Source organism: Streptomyces sp. SCL15-4 (assembly GCF_033366695.1).
In the GTDB taxonomy this organism is placed as follows: Bacteria; Actinomycetota; Actinomycetes; order Streptomycetales; family Streptomycetaceae; genus Streptomyces.
Genome location: NZ_JAOBTQ010000001.1, coordinates 5,315,675 through 5,331,744 on the forward strand (window position 1 = coordinate 5,315,675; position 16,070 = coordinate 5,331,744).

Annotated in this window: 16 protein-coding genes, 2 tRNA genes and 1 pseudogene; 11 read left to right on the forward strand and 8 right to left on the reverse strand. The window is 73.2% G+C overall.

Annotation, left to right across the window (positions count from 1 at the left end; genetic code table 11):
• Window position 1 precedes the first annotated feature (1 nt).
• The 8 genes from SCK26_RS23800 to SCK26_RS23835 all read left to right on the forward strand — a co-directional run bounded on the left by SCK26_RS23800 (window position 2) and on the right by SCK26_RS23835 (window position 7,558).
• A complete protein-coding gene (locus SCK26_RS23800) occupies window positions 2-1,054 on the forward strand; it encodes an ABC transporter ATP-binding protein (protein WP_318203349.1) in 1,053 nt (350 codons plus the stop codon).
• Window positions 1,044-1,892: a 2-aminoethylphosphonate ABC transporter permease subunit gene (locus tag SCK26_RS23805; protein ID WP_318203350.1), complete on the forward strand. Its 849-nt coding sequence runs from the start codon at window positions 1,044-1,046 to the stop codon at window positions 1,890-1,892. The genes SCK26_RS23800 and SCK26_RS23805 overlap by 11 nt, the downstream gene beginning before the upstream one ends.
• Complete coding sequence (locus SCK26_RS23810) at window positions 1,879-2,676, forward strand: ABC transporter permease (protein ID WP_318203351.1); 798 nt, start codon at window positions 1,879-1,881, stop codon at window positions 2,674-2,676. The genes SCK26_RS23805 and SCK26_RS23810 overlap by 14 nt, the downstream gene beginning before the upstream one ends.
• Window positions 2,677-2,722: 46 nt before the next feature.
• Window positions 2,723-3,775, forward strand: coding sequence for a 2-aminoethylphosphonate ABC transporter substrate-binding protein (locus SCK26_RS23815; protein WP_318203352.1), 1,053 nt, complete (start codon window positions 2,723-2,725; stop codon window positions 3,773-3,775).
• A gap of 74 nt (window positions 3,776-3,849) precedes the next feature.
• Window positions 3,850-5,379, forward strand: a complete 1,530-nt coding sequence (locus tag SCK26_RS23820; RefSeq protein WP_318203353.1) for an alkaline phosphatase family protein — start codon at window positions 3,850-3,852, stop codon at window positions 5,377-5,379.
• Window positions 5,380-5,455: 76 nt separating this feature from the next.
• On the forward strand, window positions 5,456-6,235 hold the full coding sequence (locus SCK26_RS23825) for an HAD-IIA family hydrolase (protein WP_318203354.1): 780 nt from the start codon (window positions 5,456-5,458) through the stop codon (window positions 6,233-6,235).
• Between the two features lie 99 nt (window positions 6,236-6,334).
• Complete coding sequence (locus tag SCK26_RS23830) at window positions 6,335-6,892, forward strand: hypothetical protein (RefSeq protein WP_318203355.1); 558 nt, start codon at window positions 6,335-6,337, stop codon at window positions 6,890-6,892.
• A gap of 6 nt (window positions 6,893-6,898) precedes the next feature.
• Complete coding sequence (locus SCK26_RS23835; protein ID WP_318203356.1) at window positions 6,899-7,558, forward strand: class F sortase; 660 nt, start codon at window positions 6,899-6,901, stop codon at window positions 7,556-7,558.
• Window positions 7,559-7,562: 4 nt separating this feature from the next.
• On the opposite strand, the gene SCK26_RS23840 is transcribed toward SCK26_RS23835, so the two are convergent.
• Together SCK26_RS23840 and SCK26_RS23845 are read right to left on the reverse strand one after the other, a co-directional pair.
• Window positions 7,563-8,252 carry a FadR/GntR family transcriptional regulator gene (locus SCK26_RS23840; protein WP_318203357.1) on the reverse strand — a complete coding sequence of 230 codons (690 nt, stop codon included), beginning with the start codon at window positions 8,250-8,252 and terminating at the stop codon, window positions 7,563-7,565.
• A gap of 77 nt (window positions 8,253-8,329) precedes the next feature.
• Window positions 8,330-8,403, reverse strand: a tRNA-Lys gene (locus SCK26_RS23845).
• Window positions 8,404-8,589: 186 nt separating this feature from the next.
• Here SCK26_RS23845 and SCK26_RS23850 point away from each other — a divergent pair.
• The 3 genes and pseudogenes from SCK26_RS23850 to SCK26_RS23860 all read left to right on the forward strand — a co-directional run bounded on the left by SCK26_RS23850 (window position 8,590) and on the right by SCK26_RS23860 (window position 11,808).
• Window positions 8,590-9,861, forward strand: a complete 1,272-nt coding sequence (locus SCK26_RS23850; RefSeq protein WP_318203358.1) for a peptidoglycan-binding protein — start codon at window positions 8,590-8,592, stop codon at window positions 9,859-9,861.
• A gap of 92 nt (window positions 9,862-9,953) precedes the next feature.
• Window positions 9,954-11,080 (forward strand): annotated as a pseudogene (locus SCK26_RS23855) (SPFH domain-containing protein).
• Between the two features lie 122 nt (window positions 11,081-11,202).
• The gene (locus tag SCK26_RS23860) at window positions 11,203-11,808 is read left to right on the forward strand and encodes a lytic polysaccharide monooxygenase (RefSeq protein WP_318203359.1); all 606 of its coding nucleotides are present in this window, start codon (window positions 11,203-11,205) and stop codon (window positions 11,806-11,808) included.
• Between the two features lie 46 nt (window positions 11,809-11,854).
• Here the strand turns inward: SCK26_RS23860 and SCK26_RS23865 are convergent.
• The 6 genes from SCK26_RS23865 to ehuB all read right to left on the reverse strand — a co-directional run bounded on the left by SCK26_RS23865 (window position 11,855) and on the right by ehuB (window position 15,947).
• Window positions 11,855-11,928 (reverse strand) — tRNA-Lys (locus SCK26_RS23865).
• A 95-nt stretch (window positions 11,929-12,023) separates the two neighbouring features.
• Entirely contained in the window at window positions 12,024-12,776 is a 753-nt protein-coding gene (locus SCK26_RS23870; RefSeq protein WP_318203360.1) for an IclR family transcriptional regulator, read from the reverse strand.
• A 190-nt stretch (window positions 12,777-12,966) separates the two neighbouring features.
• Complete coding sequence (ehuA, locus tag SCK26_RS23875) at window positions 12,967-13,749, reverse strand: ectoine/hydroxyectoine ABC transporter ATP-binding protein EhuA (RefSeq protein WP_318203361.1); 783 nt, start codon at window positions 13,747-13,749, stop codon at window positions 12,967-12,969.
• Window positions 13,739-14,389 carry an ectoine/hydroxyectoine ABC transporter permease subunit EhuD gene (gene ehuD / locus SCK26_RS23880; RefSeq protein WP_318203362.1) on the reverse strand — a complete coding sequence of 217 codons (651 nt, stop codon included), beginning with the start codon at window positions 14,387-14,389 and terminating at the stop codon, window positions 13,739-13,741. Before ehuD ends, ehuA begins: the two co-directional genes overlap by 11 nt.
• Window positions 14,386-15,033: an ectoine/hydroxyectoine ABC transporter permease subunit EhuC gene (ehuC, locus tag SCK26_RS23885; RefSeq protein WP_318203363.1), complete on the reverse strand. Its 648-nt coding sequence runs from the start codon at window positions 15,031-15,033 to the stop codon at window positions 14,386-14,388. Before ehuC ends, ehuD begins: the two co-directional genes overlap by 4 nt.
• Window positions 15,030-15,947, reverse strand: a complete 918-nt coding sequence (ehuB, locus tag SCK26_RS23890) for an ectoine/hydroxyectoine ABC transporter substrate-binding protein EhuB (protein ID WP_318203364.1) — start codon at window positions 15,945-15,947, stop codon at window positions 15,030-15,032. Before ehuB ends, ehuC begins: the two co-directional genes overlap by 4 nt.
• Window positions 15,948-16,070 lie beyond the last annotated feature (123 nt).

Consider the following 16,070-nt stretch of genomic DNA (forward strand, 5'->3'; position numbering starts at 1 on the left):
CATGGGCATCCGCTTCGACTCCGTCACGGTCGCCTACGACGGCAACGTCGTCCTCGACTCCCTCGACCTGACCGTCGAGCCGGGAGAGGTCATGGCGCTCCTCGGGCCGTCCGGTTCCGGCAAGACCACCGCCCTGCGGGCGGTCGCCGGGTTCGTGCGGCCCGCGTCCGGGCGGGTGTACCTCGGCGGCGAGGACGTGACGGACCTCCCGCCGTACCGGCGCGGCATCGGCATGGTCGTCCAGAGCTACGCCCTCTTCCCGCACCTGCGCGTCGACGAGAACGTGGCCTTCGGACTCAAGGCCCGCAGGACCCCCAAGGACGAGATCCGGCAGCGGGTCGCCGAGGCGCTGGAGCTGACCGGCATGGCCGGCTACGCCCGCCGCCATCCGCGCGAGCTGTCCGGCGGGCAGCAGCAGCGCGTCGCGATCGCCCGCGCGCTCGCCATCCGGCCGCGCGTGCTGCTCCTGGACGAGCCGCTGTCCGCGCTGGACGCCCGGCTGCGCTCCGGCATGCTCGCCGAACTCGCCCGGCTGCACCGCGAACTGCCCGACGTGTCGATGCTGTACGTCACCCACGACCAGGTCGAGGCGCTGACCCTCGCCGACCGGATCGCGGTGATGGACTCGGCCCGGCTGCGGGCGTGCGGCACGCCGCGGGAGCTGTACCGGGCGCCCGCCGATGCGTTCACCGCGTCCTTCGTGGGCGGCGCGAACCTGGTCCCGGTGACCGTGACCGACCGGGGCGTGTCCTTCGCGGGCACCGAACTGAGGCTCGACACGGCCGGGGCCGCCGCGGGCGCCCGCGCCACCTTGTGCGTACGGCCGCATCTGGTCGGGCTGGGCGAGGGACCCAACCGGCTTCCGGGCACCGTACGGGAGATCCAGTGGCGCGGCGCCACACACCGGCTGTACGTCGAGGTCGGCGGCCACACGATGACGGCGGACGTGCGCGAGCTGAAGGAGCCGCCGGCCCTCGGCGACCCGGTGGCCCTGCACTTCGCGCCCGACGACGGCGTGCTGCTGCCGGCGGGGGTGGCCGGCGATGACCACTGACACCGCGCCGCGGGCCGTAGCCGCTCCTTCCGCCCGGCGCGGCGAGAGCCGGCGGCGGTGGACCCCCCGCCTCCGGGCGCTCCCCCCGGTCGTCCTGCTCGCCGTCTTCTTCCTCTACCCCCTCGTCCTCGTCGTCCGCCAGTCGCTCCGGCCCGACACCGGCGGCACCTCCCTGGAGCCGTACGCCGACGTCTTCGCCTCCGAGGCGTTCCGGCACGCGCTGTGGACCACCGTGTGGCTGGCACTGGCCGCCACCGCCGGCTGCCTGGTCCTGGGATTCCTGCTGGCGCTGGTCATCGCCTTCGTGCCGTTTCCCGGAGCGAAGGCGGTGGCGCGGTTCATCGACGTGTACCTGTCCTTCCCGTCCTTCCTGATCACCTTGGCGCTGCTGTTCCTCTACGGCGGCACGGGCATCGTCGGCTCCTTCCAGTTCCTCACCACGCCCTGGGGCGTGCTGCTGGCGGAGGTCACCTACTTCACGCCGTTCGTGATGCGCCCGCTGCTCGCCGCGTTCGCGCAGCTCGACACCGCGCTGCTGGAGGCGGCCGGTTCGCTGGGCGCGCGGGCGCCGCGCATCGTCCGGCAGGTGATCCTGCCCGAGGTGCTGCCCGCGCTCGCGGCCGGTGGCAGCCTCGTCCTGGTGCTGTGCCTCAACGAGTTCGGCATCGTGCTGTTCACCGGCGCGAAAGGGGTCACCACTTTGCCGATGCTCGTCTACGGCAAGGCGATCCTGGAGTCCGACTACCCGGGCGCCTGCGCGGTCGCCGTCGTCAACGTCCTGATCTCCGTGGGCCTGTACGGCCTGTACCGGGTGGTGAGCCGTCGTGCTGGTGCATAGCCGCAAGGCCAGGTGGGCCGTGTGGGCGGTGTTCACCGTGCTGTTCCTGCCGCTGTTCGCGCTGCCCCTGCTGGTCGTCCTGGGCGCCTCCTTCGCCACCCACTGGTCCGGCGCCCTGCCCTCCGGCCCCACCCTGGACCACTACCGCGCCGCCACCCGCGGCGAGGCCCTCCAGGCGCTCACCACCAGCCTGGTCACGGCCGTCGCCGCCAGCCTGCTCGCGCTGGCCGCCGGCACCTGGGCCGCCCTGGCCGCGGCCGCCCTGGAAAAGCGCCACCGCCGGGTGCTGGACGCCCTGTTCGTGCTGCCGGTCGCCGTGCCGTCGGTGGTGGTGGGCCTCGCGGTGCTGGTGGCGTTCTCCCAGCCGCCGCTGCTGCTCAACGGCACCCGGTGGATCGTGATCATCGCCCACACCGTGCTGGTCACCGCCTTCGCCCACCAGTCGGTCTCGGCCGCCCTCACCCGCCTCGACCCGGCCTATGAACAGGCCGCCGCCTCCCTCGGCGCCCGGCCCGCCCGCGTCCTGTTCCGGGTGCGGCTGCCGCTGCTGCTGCCCTCGCTGGCCGCCGCCGCCGGCCTGTGCTTCGCGCTGTCCATGGGCGAGCTGAGCGCCACGATGATGCTCTACCCGCCGGACTGGACCCCGCTGCCCGTGCTGGTCTACGCGGCCACCGACCGGGGCGCGCTGTTCACCGGGTCCGCCGTCGCCGTGGTCCTGATGGCCGCGACCCTGCTCGTCCTGTTCGCCGTCTCCCGGGTCCGCACCCGGGCGTCGTACCGCTGAACCGACCGCACCTTTCCCGCACTTCACGCCAGGAGTCCGCCTCGCCATGTCCGGAAACCGCCTCCCGCTCGCCGTAGCCCTCGCCCTCCTCGCCGCTCCCACGCTCTCCGCCTGCGGCACCTCCGCCGCCTCCGACGCCAAGGCCGTCACCGTCTACAGCGCCGACGGCCTCAAGGGGGAGAACGGCGACGGCTGGTACGACCGGGTCTTCGAGGACTTCGAGAAGCAGACCGGCATCAAGGTGAAGTACGTCGAGGGCGGCTCCGGCGAGATGGTGCAGCGTGCCGTCCGCGAGCGGAGCAACCCGCAGGCCGACGTGCTGGTCACGCTCCCGCCGTTCATCCAGCAGGCCGCCGCCAAGGGCCTGTTGCAGAAGTACCGTCCGGCCGGCGCCGACCGGGTCGACGGCGCGGGCAAGGCCCCCGACTCCACCTGGACCTCGGTCGTCGACAACTACTTCGGGTTCGTCTACAACAAGAAGGAGCTGAAGCAGCCGCCGAAGACCTGGCAGGAACTGCTCGGCTCCCGCTACAAGAACAAGCTCCAGTACTCCACCCCCGGCGTCGCCGGCGACGGAACCGCCGTGCTCGTCAAGGCGGTCCACGACTTCGGCGGCAAGGAGCGGGCCCTCGCCTACCTGAAGAAGCTCCAGGCCAACAACGTCGGCCCGTCCGCCTCCACCGGCAAGCTCGCCCCCAAGGTGGACAAGGGCGAACTCCTCGTCGCCAACGGCGATGTGCAGATGAATCACGCCCAGTCCAAGACCATGCCGAACCTCGGCATCTGGTTCCCGGCCGGCCCCGACGGCAAGCCCACCACCTTCGCCCTGCCCTACGCGGCCGGCCTGGTCACCAAGGCCCCGCACAGCGCCAACGGCAAGAAGCTGCTGGACTTCATGCTCGCCCGCGAGCAGCAGCGGGAGGTCAGCGCGATCGGCGGCGGCTTCGCCGCCCGCGGCGACGTCGAGGCCACCGACGCCAACGCCGTCGCGCTGGCCCGGCTGATGGACGGCGTCGAGGTCTTCGAGCCCGACTGGAACGACATCGAGAAGAACCTCGGCGCCTACGTCGAGGACTGGAAGTCCGCGACCGGCAGCTGATCCCCGTGGCGCGCGGCCGCGGACGGCCCCGCGCCGCGAGACCGCACGCCCCTGGAACCACCGGGGGCGCCGCCATGCCCGTACGCACGTCCGCCCCTCTTCCTCCGGAGGACCCCGTGCCCCGCCTCTCCCGCCGCTCCCTCCTCCTGTCCGCCGCCGTGGCCGCCACCGCCGGGCCGCTCGCAGCCGTCGCCCGGGCCGCGACCCGCACCCCGAAGGTCCTGGTCATCGGCCTGGACGGCGCACTGCTCAGCCGGATCAAGGACGCCACCGCACCGAACCTCGGCGCACTGATGGCCGCCGGTCTGACCGCGCCCAGCAGCATCTACGCCGACCCGCTCGCCCCGACCCTCTCCGGACCCGGCTGGTCCACGATCATCACCGGGGTCTGGCCCGACAAGCACAACGTCAAGGACAACGCCTTCACCGGCGCCCGGTTCACCCGCTACCCGGACTTCCTCACCCGCGCCGAGACCGCGCGGCCCGCCCTGTCCACGTACGCCGTCGCCTCCTGGACGCCGCTCACCGACACGGTGTTCTCCGCGAAGGTCGACACCCGCGTCTCCACCCCGGGCGCCGAGTACGACACCGGCACCACCTCCCGCGCGGTCGCCCGGCTCAGGGACGGAAACCCGGACGCGGTCTTCGTCCACCTGGACAACATCGACCACGCCGGCCACACCTACGGCGCCGCCTCCCGGCAGTACCTGGACGCCATCGAGGCCGCCGACGCGCAGGTCGGGCAGATCGTGGCCGCGGTCGAGGCCCGGCCGTCGTACGCCGCCGAGGACTGGCTGATCATGGTCACCGCGGACCACGGCCACACCGACGCCGGCGGCCACGGCGGCTCCAGCCTCCAGGAGCGGCAGACGTTCCTCATCGCCACCGGACCGTCGCTCGCGCCCGGATCGGTGCGCCACGACGTGAAGATGCCGGACGTCGCCGCCTCCGCCCTCGCCCACCTCGGCATCCCTCTCGACCCCGCCTGGGAACTGGACGGCCGCCCCGTCCAGCAGCCCGCCCCGGACGACTTCGACGCCCTGCGCGGCTCGCTGGCGACCCGCGTGGACGAGACCGGCATCCCGGCGGCCACCGTGGGCTTCACCCACACCCCGCCGCCCGGCTGGTCCGTCGACAACTCCGCGATGGGCGGCGGCGGGGTCACCGAGTGGCGCGGCTGGTCCTTCACCACCGACGAGTTCTGGACCCAGGCCCAGCGCGACCAGAACCGCGAGGGCAACGTCCGCGCCCGGAACGTGTTCGCGGTGGCCGACGGCGACGAGTGGACCGACAAGTCCGTCACCGGCACCTTCGACTCGACCCTGGTCAGCCCCGCCTACCCGGTCACCGGCGGCGGCCGGGCCGTGCTGACGTACACCACCTACTACCGGCACGAGTCCCCGCAGAAAGGCGAGGTCCTCGTCTCCTACGACGGCGGCACCCCGGTGAGCGTGCGCACGTACACCGCCGACGTGCCCTCGCGCACCGAGACGGTCACCCTCCAGGTGCCGGCGGGCGCCACCAGCGCCCGGGTCCGGTTCCGTTACACCGGCGGCAACAACTGGTACTGGGTGATCGACGGGGTCCGGATCGACCGGTCCTGACTAGGCTGGGGGCGTCGGTACGCCGTGGTTCCGGCGCCCCGTTTTCCGCCCGTACGTACGCCAGGAGACGCAACACATGGCAGACCGCAAGCCCATCGAGTCGTGGCTCACCGACATGGACGGCGTCCTGATCCACGAGGGCGTGCCCATCCCCGGCGCCGACGCCTTCCTGAAGAAGCTCCGCGAGTCCGGCCGGCCCTTCCTGGTGCTCACCAACAACTCCATCTACACCGCCCGCGACCTGCACGCCCGGCTGCGCCGGATGGGCCTGGACGTGCCGGTGGAGAACATCTGGACCTCGGCGCTGGCCACCGCCCAGTTCCTGAACGACCAGCGGCCCGGCGGCAGCGCCTACGTCATCGGCGAGGCCGGCCTGACCACCGCCCTGCACGACATCGGCTACATCCTCACCGACCACGAGCCCGACTTCGTGATCCTCGGCGAGACCCGCACCTACTCCTTCGAGGCGCTGACCAAGGCCGTCCGCCTGATCAACGGCGGTGCCCGGTTCATCGCCACCAACCCCGACAACGTCGGCCCCTCCACCGACGGCGACCTGCCCGCCACCGGCTCGGTCGCCGCGCTGATCACCGCCGCCACCGGCAAGAAGCCGTACTTCGTCGGCAAGCCCAATCCGCTGATGATGCGGGCCGGACTGAACGCGCTCGGCGCGCACTCCGAGAACTCGGCGATGATCGGGGACCGGATGGACACCGACGTCCTCGCGGGCCTGGAGGCCGGGATGCGCACCTTCCTGGTGATGACGGGCGTCACCCGGCCCGCCGACGTCGACCGCTACCCGTTCCGCCCGTCCCAGACCGTCGACTCCATCGCGGACCTCGTCGACCTGGTCTGAGCCGAAACCCCGTATCACCCGTTCAGAGCAGCCGGGCGCCTCCCGAGGATGCGGAGGCGCCCGGTGCGGGGGAGCCTCCTGAGTAACTGGAGGTTCACGATGGGCTCACTACGCCTCACTGTCTGTACCGCAATCCTCGTCGCCGCGGTCACCGCGGCCGCTCCCGCGGCCCACGCGGCGGACGGCGCCGGCTCGGTCGCCGTGACCCCCGCCTCCCCGGCGCCCGGCGCCGACCTCACCGTGCGCACGGAGGGCTGCGCGGGCGAGCAGGGCACCGCCGCCTCGGCCGCCTTCGTCTCCGACGCCCGGCTGACCGGTGCCCAGGGCGCGCTGACCGGCGAGACCCGGGTCCGTTCCGGCCTCGAACCGGGCGCCTACACCGTGAAGGTCGGCTGCGGCGACCGGGTGATCACCGGCAGCCTCACGGTCGGCGGCCCGGACGGCGCCCGGCCCGCCGCGTCCGTCGCCCCGGTCTCCGTCGCCGCCTCGCCCATCGCACCGGTTCCCGCGGGCGGCGGCGGCACCGCGCACTTCGCCACGGTCGCCACCAGCGGCTCCGGGCCCGACACCGGCCAGACGGTGACCGGTCTGGCGCTGGCCGGCCTCGCCGCGCTCGCCGTCGGACTGCGCGCCCGCCGCGCGCGCCGCGCCCGCTGACCGCCCGTGTCCGAGGAGCGGGGGCGCGGCGGCACCGGGCGGCCGGCCGCCGTCCTGGCCTGGGCGCTGCTGCTGTGCGGGCTGTGGCTGTGGGGCCGCGAGGTGAGCGACGGGACGCACGGCACGGACGGCCCCGGCACGGGCGGCGTCGCGGGCGCCGCCGACCCCGCCCGGCTGCCCGGCGCGGCCCGGCCCCTGGGCGACGCGGTGCCCCAGCGCGTCGACATCCCGGCCCTCGACGTGCAGGCCCCGGTGGTGGCCCGCGGCCTGGACGCCCGGGGCGCGATCGACCCGCCGCCCTACGACCAGCCGGGCGTGGTCGGCTGGTACCGCGCCGGTCCCGGGCCCGGCGCCGCCGGAGCGGCCCTGCTGGTGGGCCACGTCGACACCACGACCCGGCCCGCCGTGTTCTACCGGCTCAGCACCCTCAAACCGGGCCACACCGTCCGGGTCGTCCGCGCGGACGGCAAGGTCGCCGAGTTCACCGTCGACGACATCCGCGTCCTGCCCCGAGCCGGCTTCGACGCCCACGCGGCCTACGGACCCCGCCGGCCCGGCCGCGCCGAGCTGCGCCTGATCACCTGCGGGGGGTCCTTCGACCGGGCCGGCGGCAGCTACACGGCGAACGTGGTCGTCTCCTCGTACCTGACCGGCGTGTCCGGGTGAGCGGTCAGGGGGTGACCGTGGGGGTCCGGGCCAGGCGGGCGCGGAGGTTGCCGAAGTGGTCTCTTATGGCCCGCTCCGCCCGCAGGGAGTCCCCGGAACGCACCGCGTCCAGGATCTCCCGGTGCTGCCGGCAGGTGGCCTGGGGATCCCGGGGTGTCGCCGCCAGGTCCCGCTGCACCCGGTGGAAGGCGTCCCAGAAGGCCTCCAGCACCTCGCCGAGCAGCACGTTGTCCAGTCCGCGGTACAGCGTGGCGTGAAAGGCGCGGTCGGTCTCGGCGAGTCCGGTGCCCTCGGCCGCCTCCCGCTCCATCCGGTCCACGAGCGCGTCCAGCTCGTCCAGGTCCGCCTCGGGCAGCCGCCCGGCCAGCCGTGACACCAGTCCCGTCTCCACGGCCTCGCGCAGTTCCAGCAGCTGGAGCAGCGAGTCCTCGCCCCGGTAGTGGCCGGCCACGGTCCGGAAGGCCAGCCCCTCGATCATCGGCGCGAACGACATCGAGCCGACGTACGTCCCGAAGCCGTGCCGGATCTCCACGATGCCCATCGCCTGGAGCGCCTTCAGGGCCTCCCGCACCGAGTTCCGGCTCGCACCGAGCAGCCGCATCAGCTCCGGCTCGGTGGGCAGCGGGGCACCCGAGGGCAGCCGCCGGTCCACGATCAGCTTCTTGATCCGCTCCTGAAGGTCCCGGGCTGCCATGGCCAGAGCGTATCCGGCCATTCGGGTGCCGGGGCAGACGAAAAGCCCCCCGCTCGCGCGAGGGGCTTTCCGGTCGGTGCGCCGCCAGGGACTCGAACCCCGGACCCGCTGATTAAGAGTCAGCTGCTCTAACCAACTGAGCTAGCGGCGCCTGCTGACGAGGAAAACTCTACCCGACCTCCCGGGGTGCTCCGGACCACGCCCGGGTGGCCCGTACGTCGTCCGGCGGCCCCGCGTACATCATTCGGACCGTCAGAATGCGCGATTCCAAGGCGGTTGGGAAACTGATCAACGTGTGCACGCGCGGACACATCACCCCGAATGTGAGGCAGATCGCATGACCGCTCCGATGTTCGAGGAAGTCGGCCCCGCGAGCGACTGTCCCTGCCCCGGCTGCCGCCTCACCCGGCGGCCGTCCCGCCACCCGCACCACTCCGGCCGCGCCCGCCCGGCGGTCCGCGGTGTGGTGGTCGTGGCCGCCGCCTCCGCCGCCCTCGGCGCGGTCCCCCCGGCCGTCGCCGTCGCCGCCCCCGGCCAGGCCCCGCACCGCGAGGCGCTGCCCGACGACGGCGAGCCCGTCACCCCGCAGGGCCCGAGGGGCCCGCTGTACGGCGGGCCGGACGGCCCCGAGAAGACCCCCGCCGAGCCGATCCCGGCCACCACCCGGACCGACATCATCAAGCGGGCCAAGACCTGGGTGACGGCCAAGGTGCCGTACAGCATGACCGCCTACTGGTCCGACGGCTACCGGCAGGACTGCTCGGGCTATGTGTCGATGGCCTGGGGCCTGCCCGGCAACGAGTGGACGGGCAGCCTCGGCCAGTTCGGCGTGAGGATCACCAAGGCGGAGCTGCAACCCGGGGACATCCTGCTGTTCCACAACCCCGACAACCCGGAGAAGGGCTCCCACGTCGTGATCTTCGGCGGCTGGACGGACCACACGCACACGTACTACACGGTCTACGAGCAGACACCCCCGCACGCCCGCAGCCAGGCCACCCCCTATCCCTACTGGAGCAACACCGACAAGTACGTCCCCTACCGCTACAAGGGCCTGCCCCAGAGCGCGGCCGGCGCCGAGTCGGCGGGCCGGACCGCGGTGCCCTATCCGGGCGCGTCCTCCTTCGGGCCGGGTGCCGACAACGCGTATGTGACCCGGCTCGGCGAGATGCTGATCGCCCGCGGCGCAGGCGTCTACTACCCCAAGGGGCCGGGGCCGGTCTGGGGCGAGACCGACCGGCGGGCCACCGAGGCGTTCCAGCGGGCCCAGGGCTGGAGCGGCGCCGACGCCGACGGGCTGCCCGGCCGGCGCACCTGGGAGCTGCTGACCACCGGCCGGGGCCAGGACGTCGGCCCGGTCTCGCACGGCGTGCCCGGCTATCCCGGCCGGGCCTTCTTCCGGCCGGGCGCGGTCAACGACCACGTCACCCGGCTCGGCATCCGGCTGGTGCGCAGGGGCTACGGCCGGTTCTACGCCCACGGTCCGGGTCCGCACTGGGGCGAGGCGGACCGGCGCGCCGTGGAGGCGTTCCAGCGCGCCCAGGGCTGGCGGGGCGGCGCCGCGGACGGTTATCCGGGCCCGGAGACCTGGCGCCGGCTGTTCGCCTGACCCCCGTAGTTCTTCCGGACCGCCGGCCGGCCCGGGCACGTTCTCGTCCACCCCCTGTTCATGACGCGTCTGGCGCGGAGGCTGGAGCACGCATGAGTACGACCACATCCCACACCCCGCCCGAGTCGGAGGGACAGCCGGGGGCCGCCGCCGGTGTCCGGCCGGCCCGGCTGATCCAGAACGAGGCGACCACCGAGATCCCCGTCCACCTGCTCTTCCGGGACGGTCCCGACCCGGTGCGGGTACCGCTCGCACCGGCGGTGGTGACCCGCCGGCAGGGCACCGGCGAGCGGACCCGGCCGGGCCGCCCGGTGCCGGTGCGCCGGCGGCCGCTGCCGGAGACCGACCCGGAGCTGGCGGAGCGTCCGGCGCGGGTGCTGCCCGGGGCGGCCGGGGTGCTCGCCGGCGCCTGCGGGCTCGCCGGCGCGCTGGCCACCACCTGGTGGGCGGGGCTGCTGCCGCGCCGGCGGCCCGGGCGCTCGGGCTCCCGGCGGCCGCGGTCCCCGGTCCCGGCCTGGTCCACTGGGCCGCGTACGCCGGGGCCGGGCTGCTGGGCGCGGCCGGGTTCGGCGGGCTGGCCCGGGGGCGGACCGGGCGGGCCTGGGTGCTGGGCCTGTTCGGGCGGTACCGGGGGACGGTGCGGCGCACCGGGCTGCTGTGGGTGAATCCGCTGCTGCCGCGCCGCCGGGTGGATGTGCGGCTGCGGCACTGGCGCAGCGAGGCGATGCCGGCGGTGGACCCGGACGGGATGGCGCTGCGGGTGGTGGTGCTGGTGGTGTGGCGGGTGCGGGACACCGCGCGGGCCCTGCTCGGCATCGACGACCACGAGACGTACCTGCGCGAGTGCGTGGAGGCGGCGCTGGCCCGGGTGCCGGTGGAGCCGGCGGGCGGGGTGCGGGGCGGGACGACGGCGGCCGGGGACGCGCTGACCCGGCTGGTGGCGGAGGAGACCGCGCCGGTGGGGGTGGAGGTGTTCTCGGTGCAGCCGGTCCGGGTGGACTACGCCCCCGAGGTGGCCGCCGCGGTGCACCGGCGCCGGATCGCCGCGCTGGACGCCCGGCAGCGGGCCGGCCTGCTCACCTCGGTGGTGGACTCGGTGGAGGACACGGTGACCCGGCTGACCACGCGCGGTCTGGTCGAACTGGACGACTACGACCGCAAGGTGCTGGTCCGGGACCTGACGGTGGCGTTCTGCTCGGGGCGCGGGGAGTCGGTGTAGCGGCGAGGCCAACGCCTGTGCGGTTGGTATGGACATGTTCAACTACCGGTCATAATCTGAGACTTGGTCTAGACCTACTTGCACGGCTCACCGAACTCCCCACGTTCCCCAGGAGCGGCAGCATGCGCACCAAGACCAAGTTGTCCGCGGTCGTGCTGGGCGCGGTGACCGCCGGAGCGTTCGCGCTCTCCACCGGCGGTGCCAGCGGCCACGGCTACACCGACCTCCCCATCAGCAGGCAGAAGCTCTGCCAGAACGGCACCGTGACCAACTGCGGCCAGATCCAGTGGGAGCCGCAGAGCGTCGAGGGCCCCAAGGGCTTCCCGGCCGGCGGACCCGCCGACGGCCAGATCTGCAACGCCGGGCTGGGCCAGTTCTCCCAGCTCAGCGCGCCGAGGACGCCGTCCGGCGCGGCCTGGCCCACCACGAAGGTGACGGGTGGCCAGTCGTACGCCTTCCGCTGGCAGTTCACCGCCAGGCACGCCACGACGGACTTCAGGTACTACATCACCAAGCCGGGCTGGAACCAGGACCACAACCTCGCCCGCTCGGACCTCAACCTCACGCCGTTCCTGACGGTGCCCTACGGCGGTCAGCAGCCGCCGTCCACGCTCAGCCACAGCGGCACCCTGCCGTCCGGTCTCAGCGGGCACCACGTCATCGTCTCGGTGTGGACGATCGCCGACACGGGCAACGCGTTCTACGCCTGCTCGGACGTCACCTTCTGAGCGCACGCCGAAGGGCCCCTCGCCGAGGCGAGGGGCCCTTCACAGGTGCGCCGCCAGGGACTCGAACCCCGGACCCGCTGATTAAGAGTCAGCTGCTCTAACCAACTGAGCTAGCGGCGCATGACTCCCGCCCGCCTCGGATTTGTCGTTCCGCGGCCGGCGACGAAGAAAATACTACCTGGTCCCGGAGGGTGGTCGTGACCAGGCGGACGGGCCTAGATCGCCAGCGAGAGCAGGACCGGCGCCGCGTTGCGGTTCAGGGCGTCCGCGGCCCGCTTCAGCCGGTGCGCGTCCCGCACCGGCAGCGACAGGGCCAGACAGCCGACCGTGGAGCCGGCGGTGACCGGCACGGCGGCGCAGACCGTGCCGACCGCGTACTCCTGGAGGTCGAGCACCGGCACCGACGGCGGCTGGGACTCCAGCCGGGACAGCAGCAGCTTGTCGCTGGTGATCGTGCGCGAGGTGAGCCGGGCCATCCTGTGCCGGGAGAGGTGGTCGCGGCGGGCGCCGGGGTCCAGCTGGGTCAGCAGGCTCTTGCCGACGGCCGTGGCGTGCGCGGAGCAGCGGAAGTCCACCCACTCGTTGACCGCCGGGGTGGCCGGGCCGGCGGCGTACTGGGTGACCCGGACCTCGCCGTCCACGTACCGGCTGAGGTAGACGGCCGCGCCGACCGAGTCGCGCAGCCGGTCCAGGTTCTGCTGGATCCTCTCGCGCAGGGCCCGCTCCCGGTCGTGCGCCGAGCCGAGCCGGCGCAGGGTCTCCCCGGTGACGTACGCGCCGCCGGTGATCTCCTGGACGTAGCCCTCGCGGCGCAGCATCCGTAGCAGGCCGGTGAGCCGCCCGGGGTTCAGGCCGGTGCGCCGGGCCAGCTCGGAGCCGGTGACGCCGGCGGGGTGCCGGGAGACGGTCTCCAGGACCCGCAGGGCTTCCTGGGCGCAGTGGTACGGGGCGGTCGGCTTGAAACTCATGGGTCCCCCTCGGCCGCGATCCGGGTCGGATCGTGTCCACGATAGCCGCGGACGGGGCCCGGGGAAGGGGGTGTTGGCGAGATTGCGCCCTCGGTGTGCGCGCTCCCACCGGCCGGAGATCCACCGGCATATGCCGAGGTCATGTTCCGTTTCGGGGACCTCGCCGGTGTCCGCCGGTGGCTCCCGCCGCTCACCGGACCGCGCTGACGAACTCCCGCGTCCGCTCCCGCTCCGGGTCGCCGAAGATCTGCTCCGGCGGGCCGGCCTCGATGACCCGGCCCCCGTCGAACATCAGCACCTGGTCGGAGATGTCCCGGGCGAAGCCCATCTCGTGGGTCACGCACAGCATCGTGATGTCGGTGCTGCGCGCGATGTCCCGCAGCAGGTCCAGCACGCCCGCGACCAGCTCCGGGTCGAGCGCGGAGGTCACCTCGTCCAGCAGCAGCACCTGCGGCCGCATGGCCAGCGCCCGGGCGATCGCCACCCGCTGCTGCTGCCCGCCCGAGAGCCGGGTCGGCTTCGCGTCGCACTTGTCGGCCAGGCCCACCAGGTCCAGCAGCTCCCGCGCCCGCGCCTCGGCCTCGTCCTTCGGCAGCCCGAGCACCCGGACCGGCGCCTCGGTGAGGTTGCGCAGCACCGACATGTTCGGGAACAGGTTGAACTGCTGGAACACCATCCCGATCTTCTTGCGGACCTCCCGGACCTGCTTCTCCGGCGCCGGGAACAGCCGCTGCCCGGCCACGGTGATGGTGCCCTCGTCCGGCTTGGCGAGGGTCATCAGCAGCCTGAGGATCGTGGTCTTGCCGGAACCGGAGGGCCCGATCAGGGTGACGTGCCGGCCGGCGTCCACGGACAGGTCCAGCCCGTCCAGGACGGTGTGCTCGCCGAATCGTTTCGTCACGCCTTCCAGGCGGATCAGCTCGGTCGGGGCGGTGCCGGTCGCGGCCGGCTGCTTGCGGGTCTCAACGGACAAGGCGTCGCTCCAGGGTGCGCAGAAGAAGGGAGGCCAGATACGACACGACGACGAAGGCGACGCCGATCACCGTCAGCGGCTCGGTGAACTGGAAGTGCTGCTGCGAGACGAGCCGCGCCCGGCCCAGCAGCTCCAGCACGCCGATCGTCATCAGCATCGGCGTGTCCTTCAGCATCGCGATGACGTAGTTGCCGAGCGGCGGCACCACCCGGCGCAGCGCCTGCGGCAGCACCACCGCCGTCCAGGTGCGCCGCACCGGCAGGCTCAGCGCGGTCGCGGCCTCCCACTGACCCGCCGGCACCGCCTCGATGCCGGCCCGGTAGACCTGCATCGTGTACGTCGAGTAGTGCAGCCCGAGCCCGAGGACCCCGGTGGTCAGCGGGGACAGGGCCACTCCCGTCTCGGGCAGCACGTAGAACAGGAAGAACAGCTGCACCAGCAGCGGGGTGTCCCGCACGAACTCCGTGAAGACCCCCACCGGCCAGCGCACCCACCGGGTCGGCACCCGCGTCAGCAGGGTCCACACCAGGCCCAGCGCGAACGAGATCAGCGACCCCAGGGCCAGCGCCTCCAAGGTGACGACGAGCCCCTTGCCGAAGTACGGCAGGAAGTCGGCGACGGCTCCCCAGTCCCAGGTCATCGGGCCACCCCCGCCTTCAGCCGGCGCTCCAGGCCGCGCATGCCGCGGGTGAGCAGGAACGCGATCACGAAGTAGATGAGCAGCAGATACCCGTAGATCTGGCCGCTCTGCTGGAGGGCGAGCCGGACCAGGTTGCCGCTGAACGCCAGGTCGCCCATGCCGGTGATGGACACCAGCGCGGTGCCCTTGAGCAGCTCGACCAGCAGATTGGAGAAGGACGGGATCATCTCCGGCACCGCCTGCGGCAGCAGCACCAGCCGCAGCCGCTGCCAGGGCGAGAAGCCGAGCGCGATCCCGCCCTCGCGCTGCGCCGGGTCCACCGCCACCAGCGCGCCGCGCACGATCTCCGCGCCGTACGCGCCGTAGGTCAGGCCCAGCGCGAGCGTGCCCGCCCACATCGGCACCAGCTGCCAGCCGAAGGCGACCGGCAGCACGAAGAACACCCAGAAGATCATCACCAGCGCCGAGATGCCCCGGAACACCTCGGTGTACAGGCCCGCGACGAAGCGGACCAGCCGCGACCGGTGGGTGCGCGCGGCGCCGGCCACGAAGGACACCACGGCGGCCAGCAGCGCGCTGTACACCAGCAACTGGAGGGTGACGCCCACTCCCTGGAGGACGATTTTCCACAGTCCCGCGGTCATCGGCGGCACAGCTCCTTCGCGGTCAGGGTCGTCATCTCCGCCTTGGTGAAGCCGAAGGGCCGCATGATCCGGTACAGCTCCCCGCTCGCGCGCAGCTTGTGCAGCTCGGCGTTGAAGGCGTCCCGCAGCCGGGTCTCGGCCGGCCGGAACGCGAACGCGCCGCCGTCGGCCTTGGGTCTGCCGTCCACGAGCGCGACGAACGGCCTGGTCGACTCGGCCTTGGCGGAGCCCCGCGCGACCAGCCGCGCGGTGACGGCCGTGGCCGCGAACAGGTCGACCCGCCCGGACTCCACCGCGTTCAGCCCGGCCACCTGGTCCGGGACGATGACCAGGTCGCCCTCCTCGAAGCCCGCCTCCACGGCGTGCTGGATCTGCGCGTACCCGGTCCCGGTGGCGATCTTCGCGTGCCGGCGCAGCGCGTCCGCGTAGGTGCGCAGCCCGAGCGGATTGCCCTTGCGGACGACGAAGGCGTCCGGCATCTGGTAATCGGGGTCCGCGAAGATCACCTGCTCGCAGCGGTCCGGGGTGACGTACATCCCGGCGGCCACCACGTCGAACTGCTGCGCGTGCAGTCCCGGGATCAGCGAGCCGAACTCGGTCGGCACCGGCTGCACCCGGTCCACCCCGAGCCGCTTGAAGATCACCTTGGCCAGCTCGGGCGCCTCGCCGGTGAGCTTGCCGTCCCGGTCGATGTACCCGAAGGGGATCTCGCCGGCGATGCCGAGCCGGACGACACCCTGGGCGCGCAGCCGCTGAAGCAGATCGCCGCCGTCCGTGCCGGACGCCGACGCCACCCGCGTACAGCCCGCCGCGCCCAGCGCGCCGAACGCCGCGAGGCCCGCGAGCACGGAGCGCCGGGTGTGCCTGCGTTCCGGCCGTATGGTGTGTGCGTCAATCCCACGTGGTGCAGCCATGGCGGCGCGGCTACCCAGACGCAATCGGGCTATGCACCCCGGTTTTCCCGGCCGGGCGATTCGTCACCGTCTCGCCCGGACCGGGCGATGTGCCGCGCGGGTCACGCCCGTTGGCCCTCGTCC

Coding starts and splice junctions, on each gene's coding strand:
- SCK26_RS23840 (WP_318203357.1), bottom strand. CDS start 8,252: ATGGCAGCCCGGGACCTTCAGGAGCGGATCAAGAAGCTGATCGTGGAC.
- ehuC (WP_318203363.1), bottom strand. CDS start 15,033: ATGACCGCGGGACTGTGGAAAATCGTCCTCCAGGGAGTGGGCGTCACC.
- SCK26_RS23850 (WP_318203358.1), top strand. CDS start 8,590: ATGACCGCTCCGATGTTCGAGGAAGTCGGCCCCGCGAGCGACTGTCCC.
- SCK26_RS23805 (WP_318203350.1), top strand. CDS start 1,044: ATGACCACTGACACCGCGCCGCGGGCCGTAGCCGCTCCTTCCGCCCGG.
- SCK26_RS23870 (WP_318203360.1), bottom strand. CDS start 12,776: ATGAGTTTCAAGCCGACCGCCCCGTACCACTGCGCCCAGGAAGCCCTG.
- SCK26_RS23820 (WP_318203353.1), top strand. CDS start 3,850: ATGCCCGTACGCACGTCCGCCCCTCTTCCTCCGGAGGACCCCGTGCCC.
- SCK26_RS23825 (WP_318203354.1), top strand. CDS start 5,456: ATGGCAGACCGCAAGCCCATCGAGTCGTGGCTCACCGACATGGACGGC.
- SCK26_RS23860 (WP_318203359.1), top strand. CDS start 11,203: ATGCGCACCAAGACCAAGTTGTCCGCGGTCGTGCTGGGCGCGGTGACC.
- ehuB (WP_318203364.1), bottom strand. CDS start 15,947: ATGGCTGCACCACGTGGGATTGACGCACACACCATACGGCCGGAACGC.
- ehuD (WP_318203362.1), bottom strand. CDS start 14,389: ATGACCTGGGACTGGGGAGCCGTCGCCGACTTCCTGCCGTACTTCGGC.
- SCK26_RS23800 (WP_318203349.1), top strand. CDS start 2: ATGGGCATCCGCTTCGACTCCGTCACGGTCGCCTACGACGGCAACGTC.
- SCK26_RS23830 (WP_318203355.1), top strand. CDS start 6,335: ATGGGCTCACTACGCCTCACTGTCTGTACCGCAATCCTCGTCGCCGCG.
- SCK26_RS23815 (WP_318203352.1), top strand. CDS start 2,723: ATGTCCGGAAACCGCCTCCCGCTCGCCGTAGCCCTCGCCCTCCTCGCC.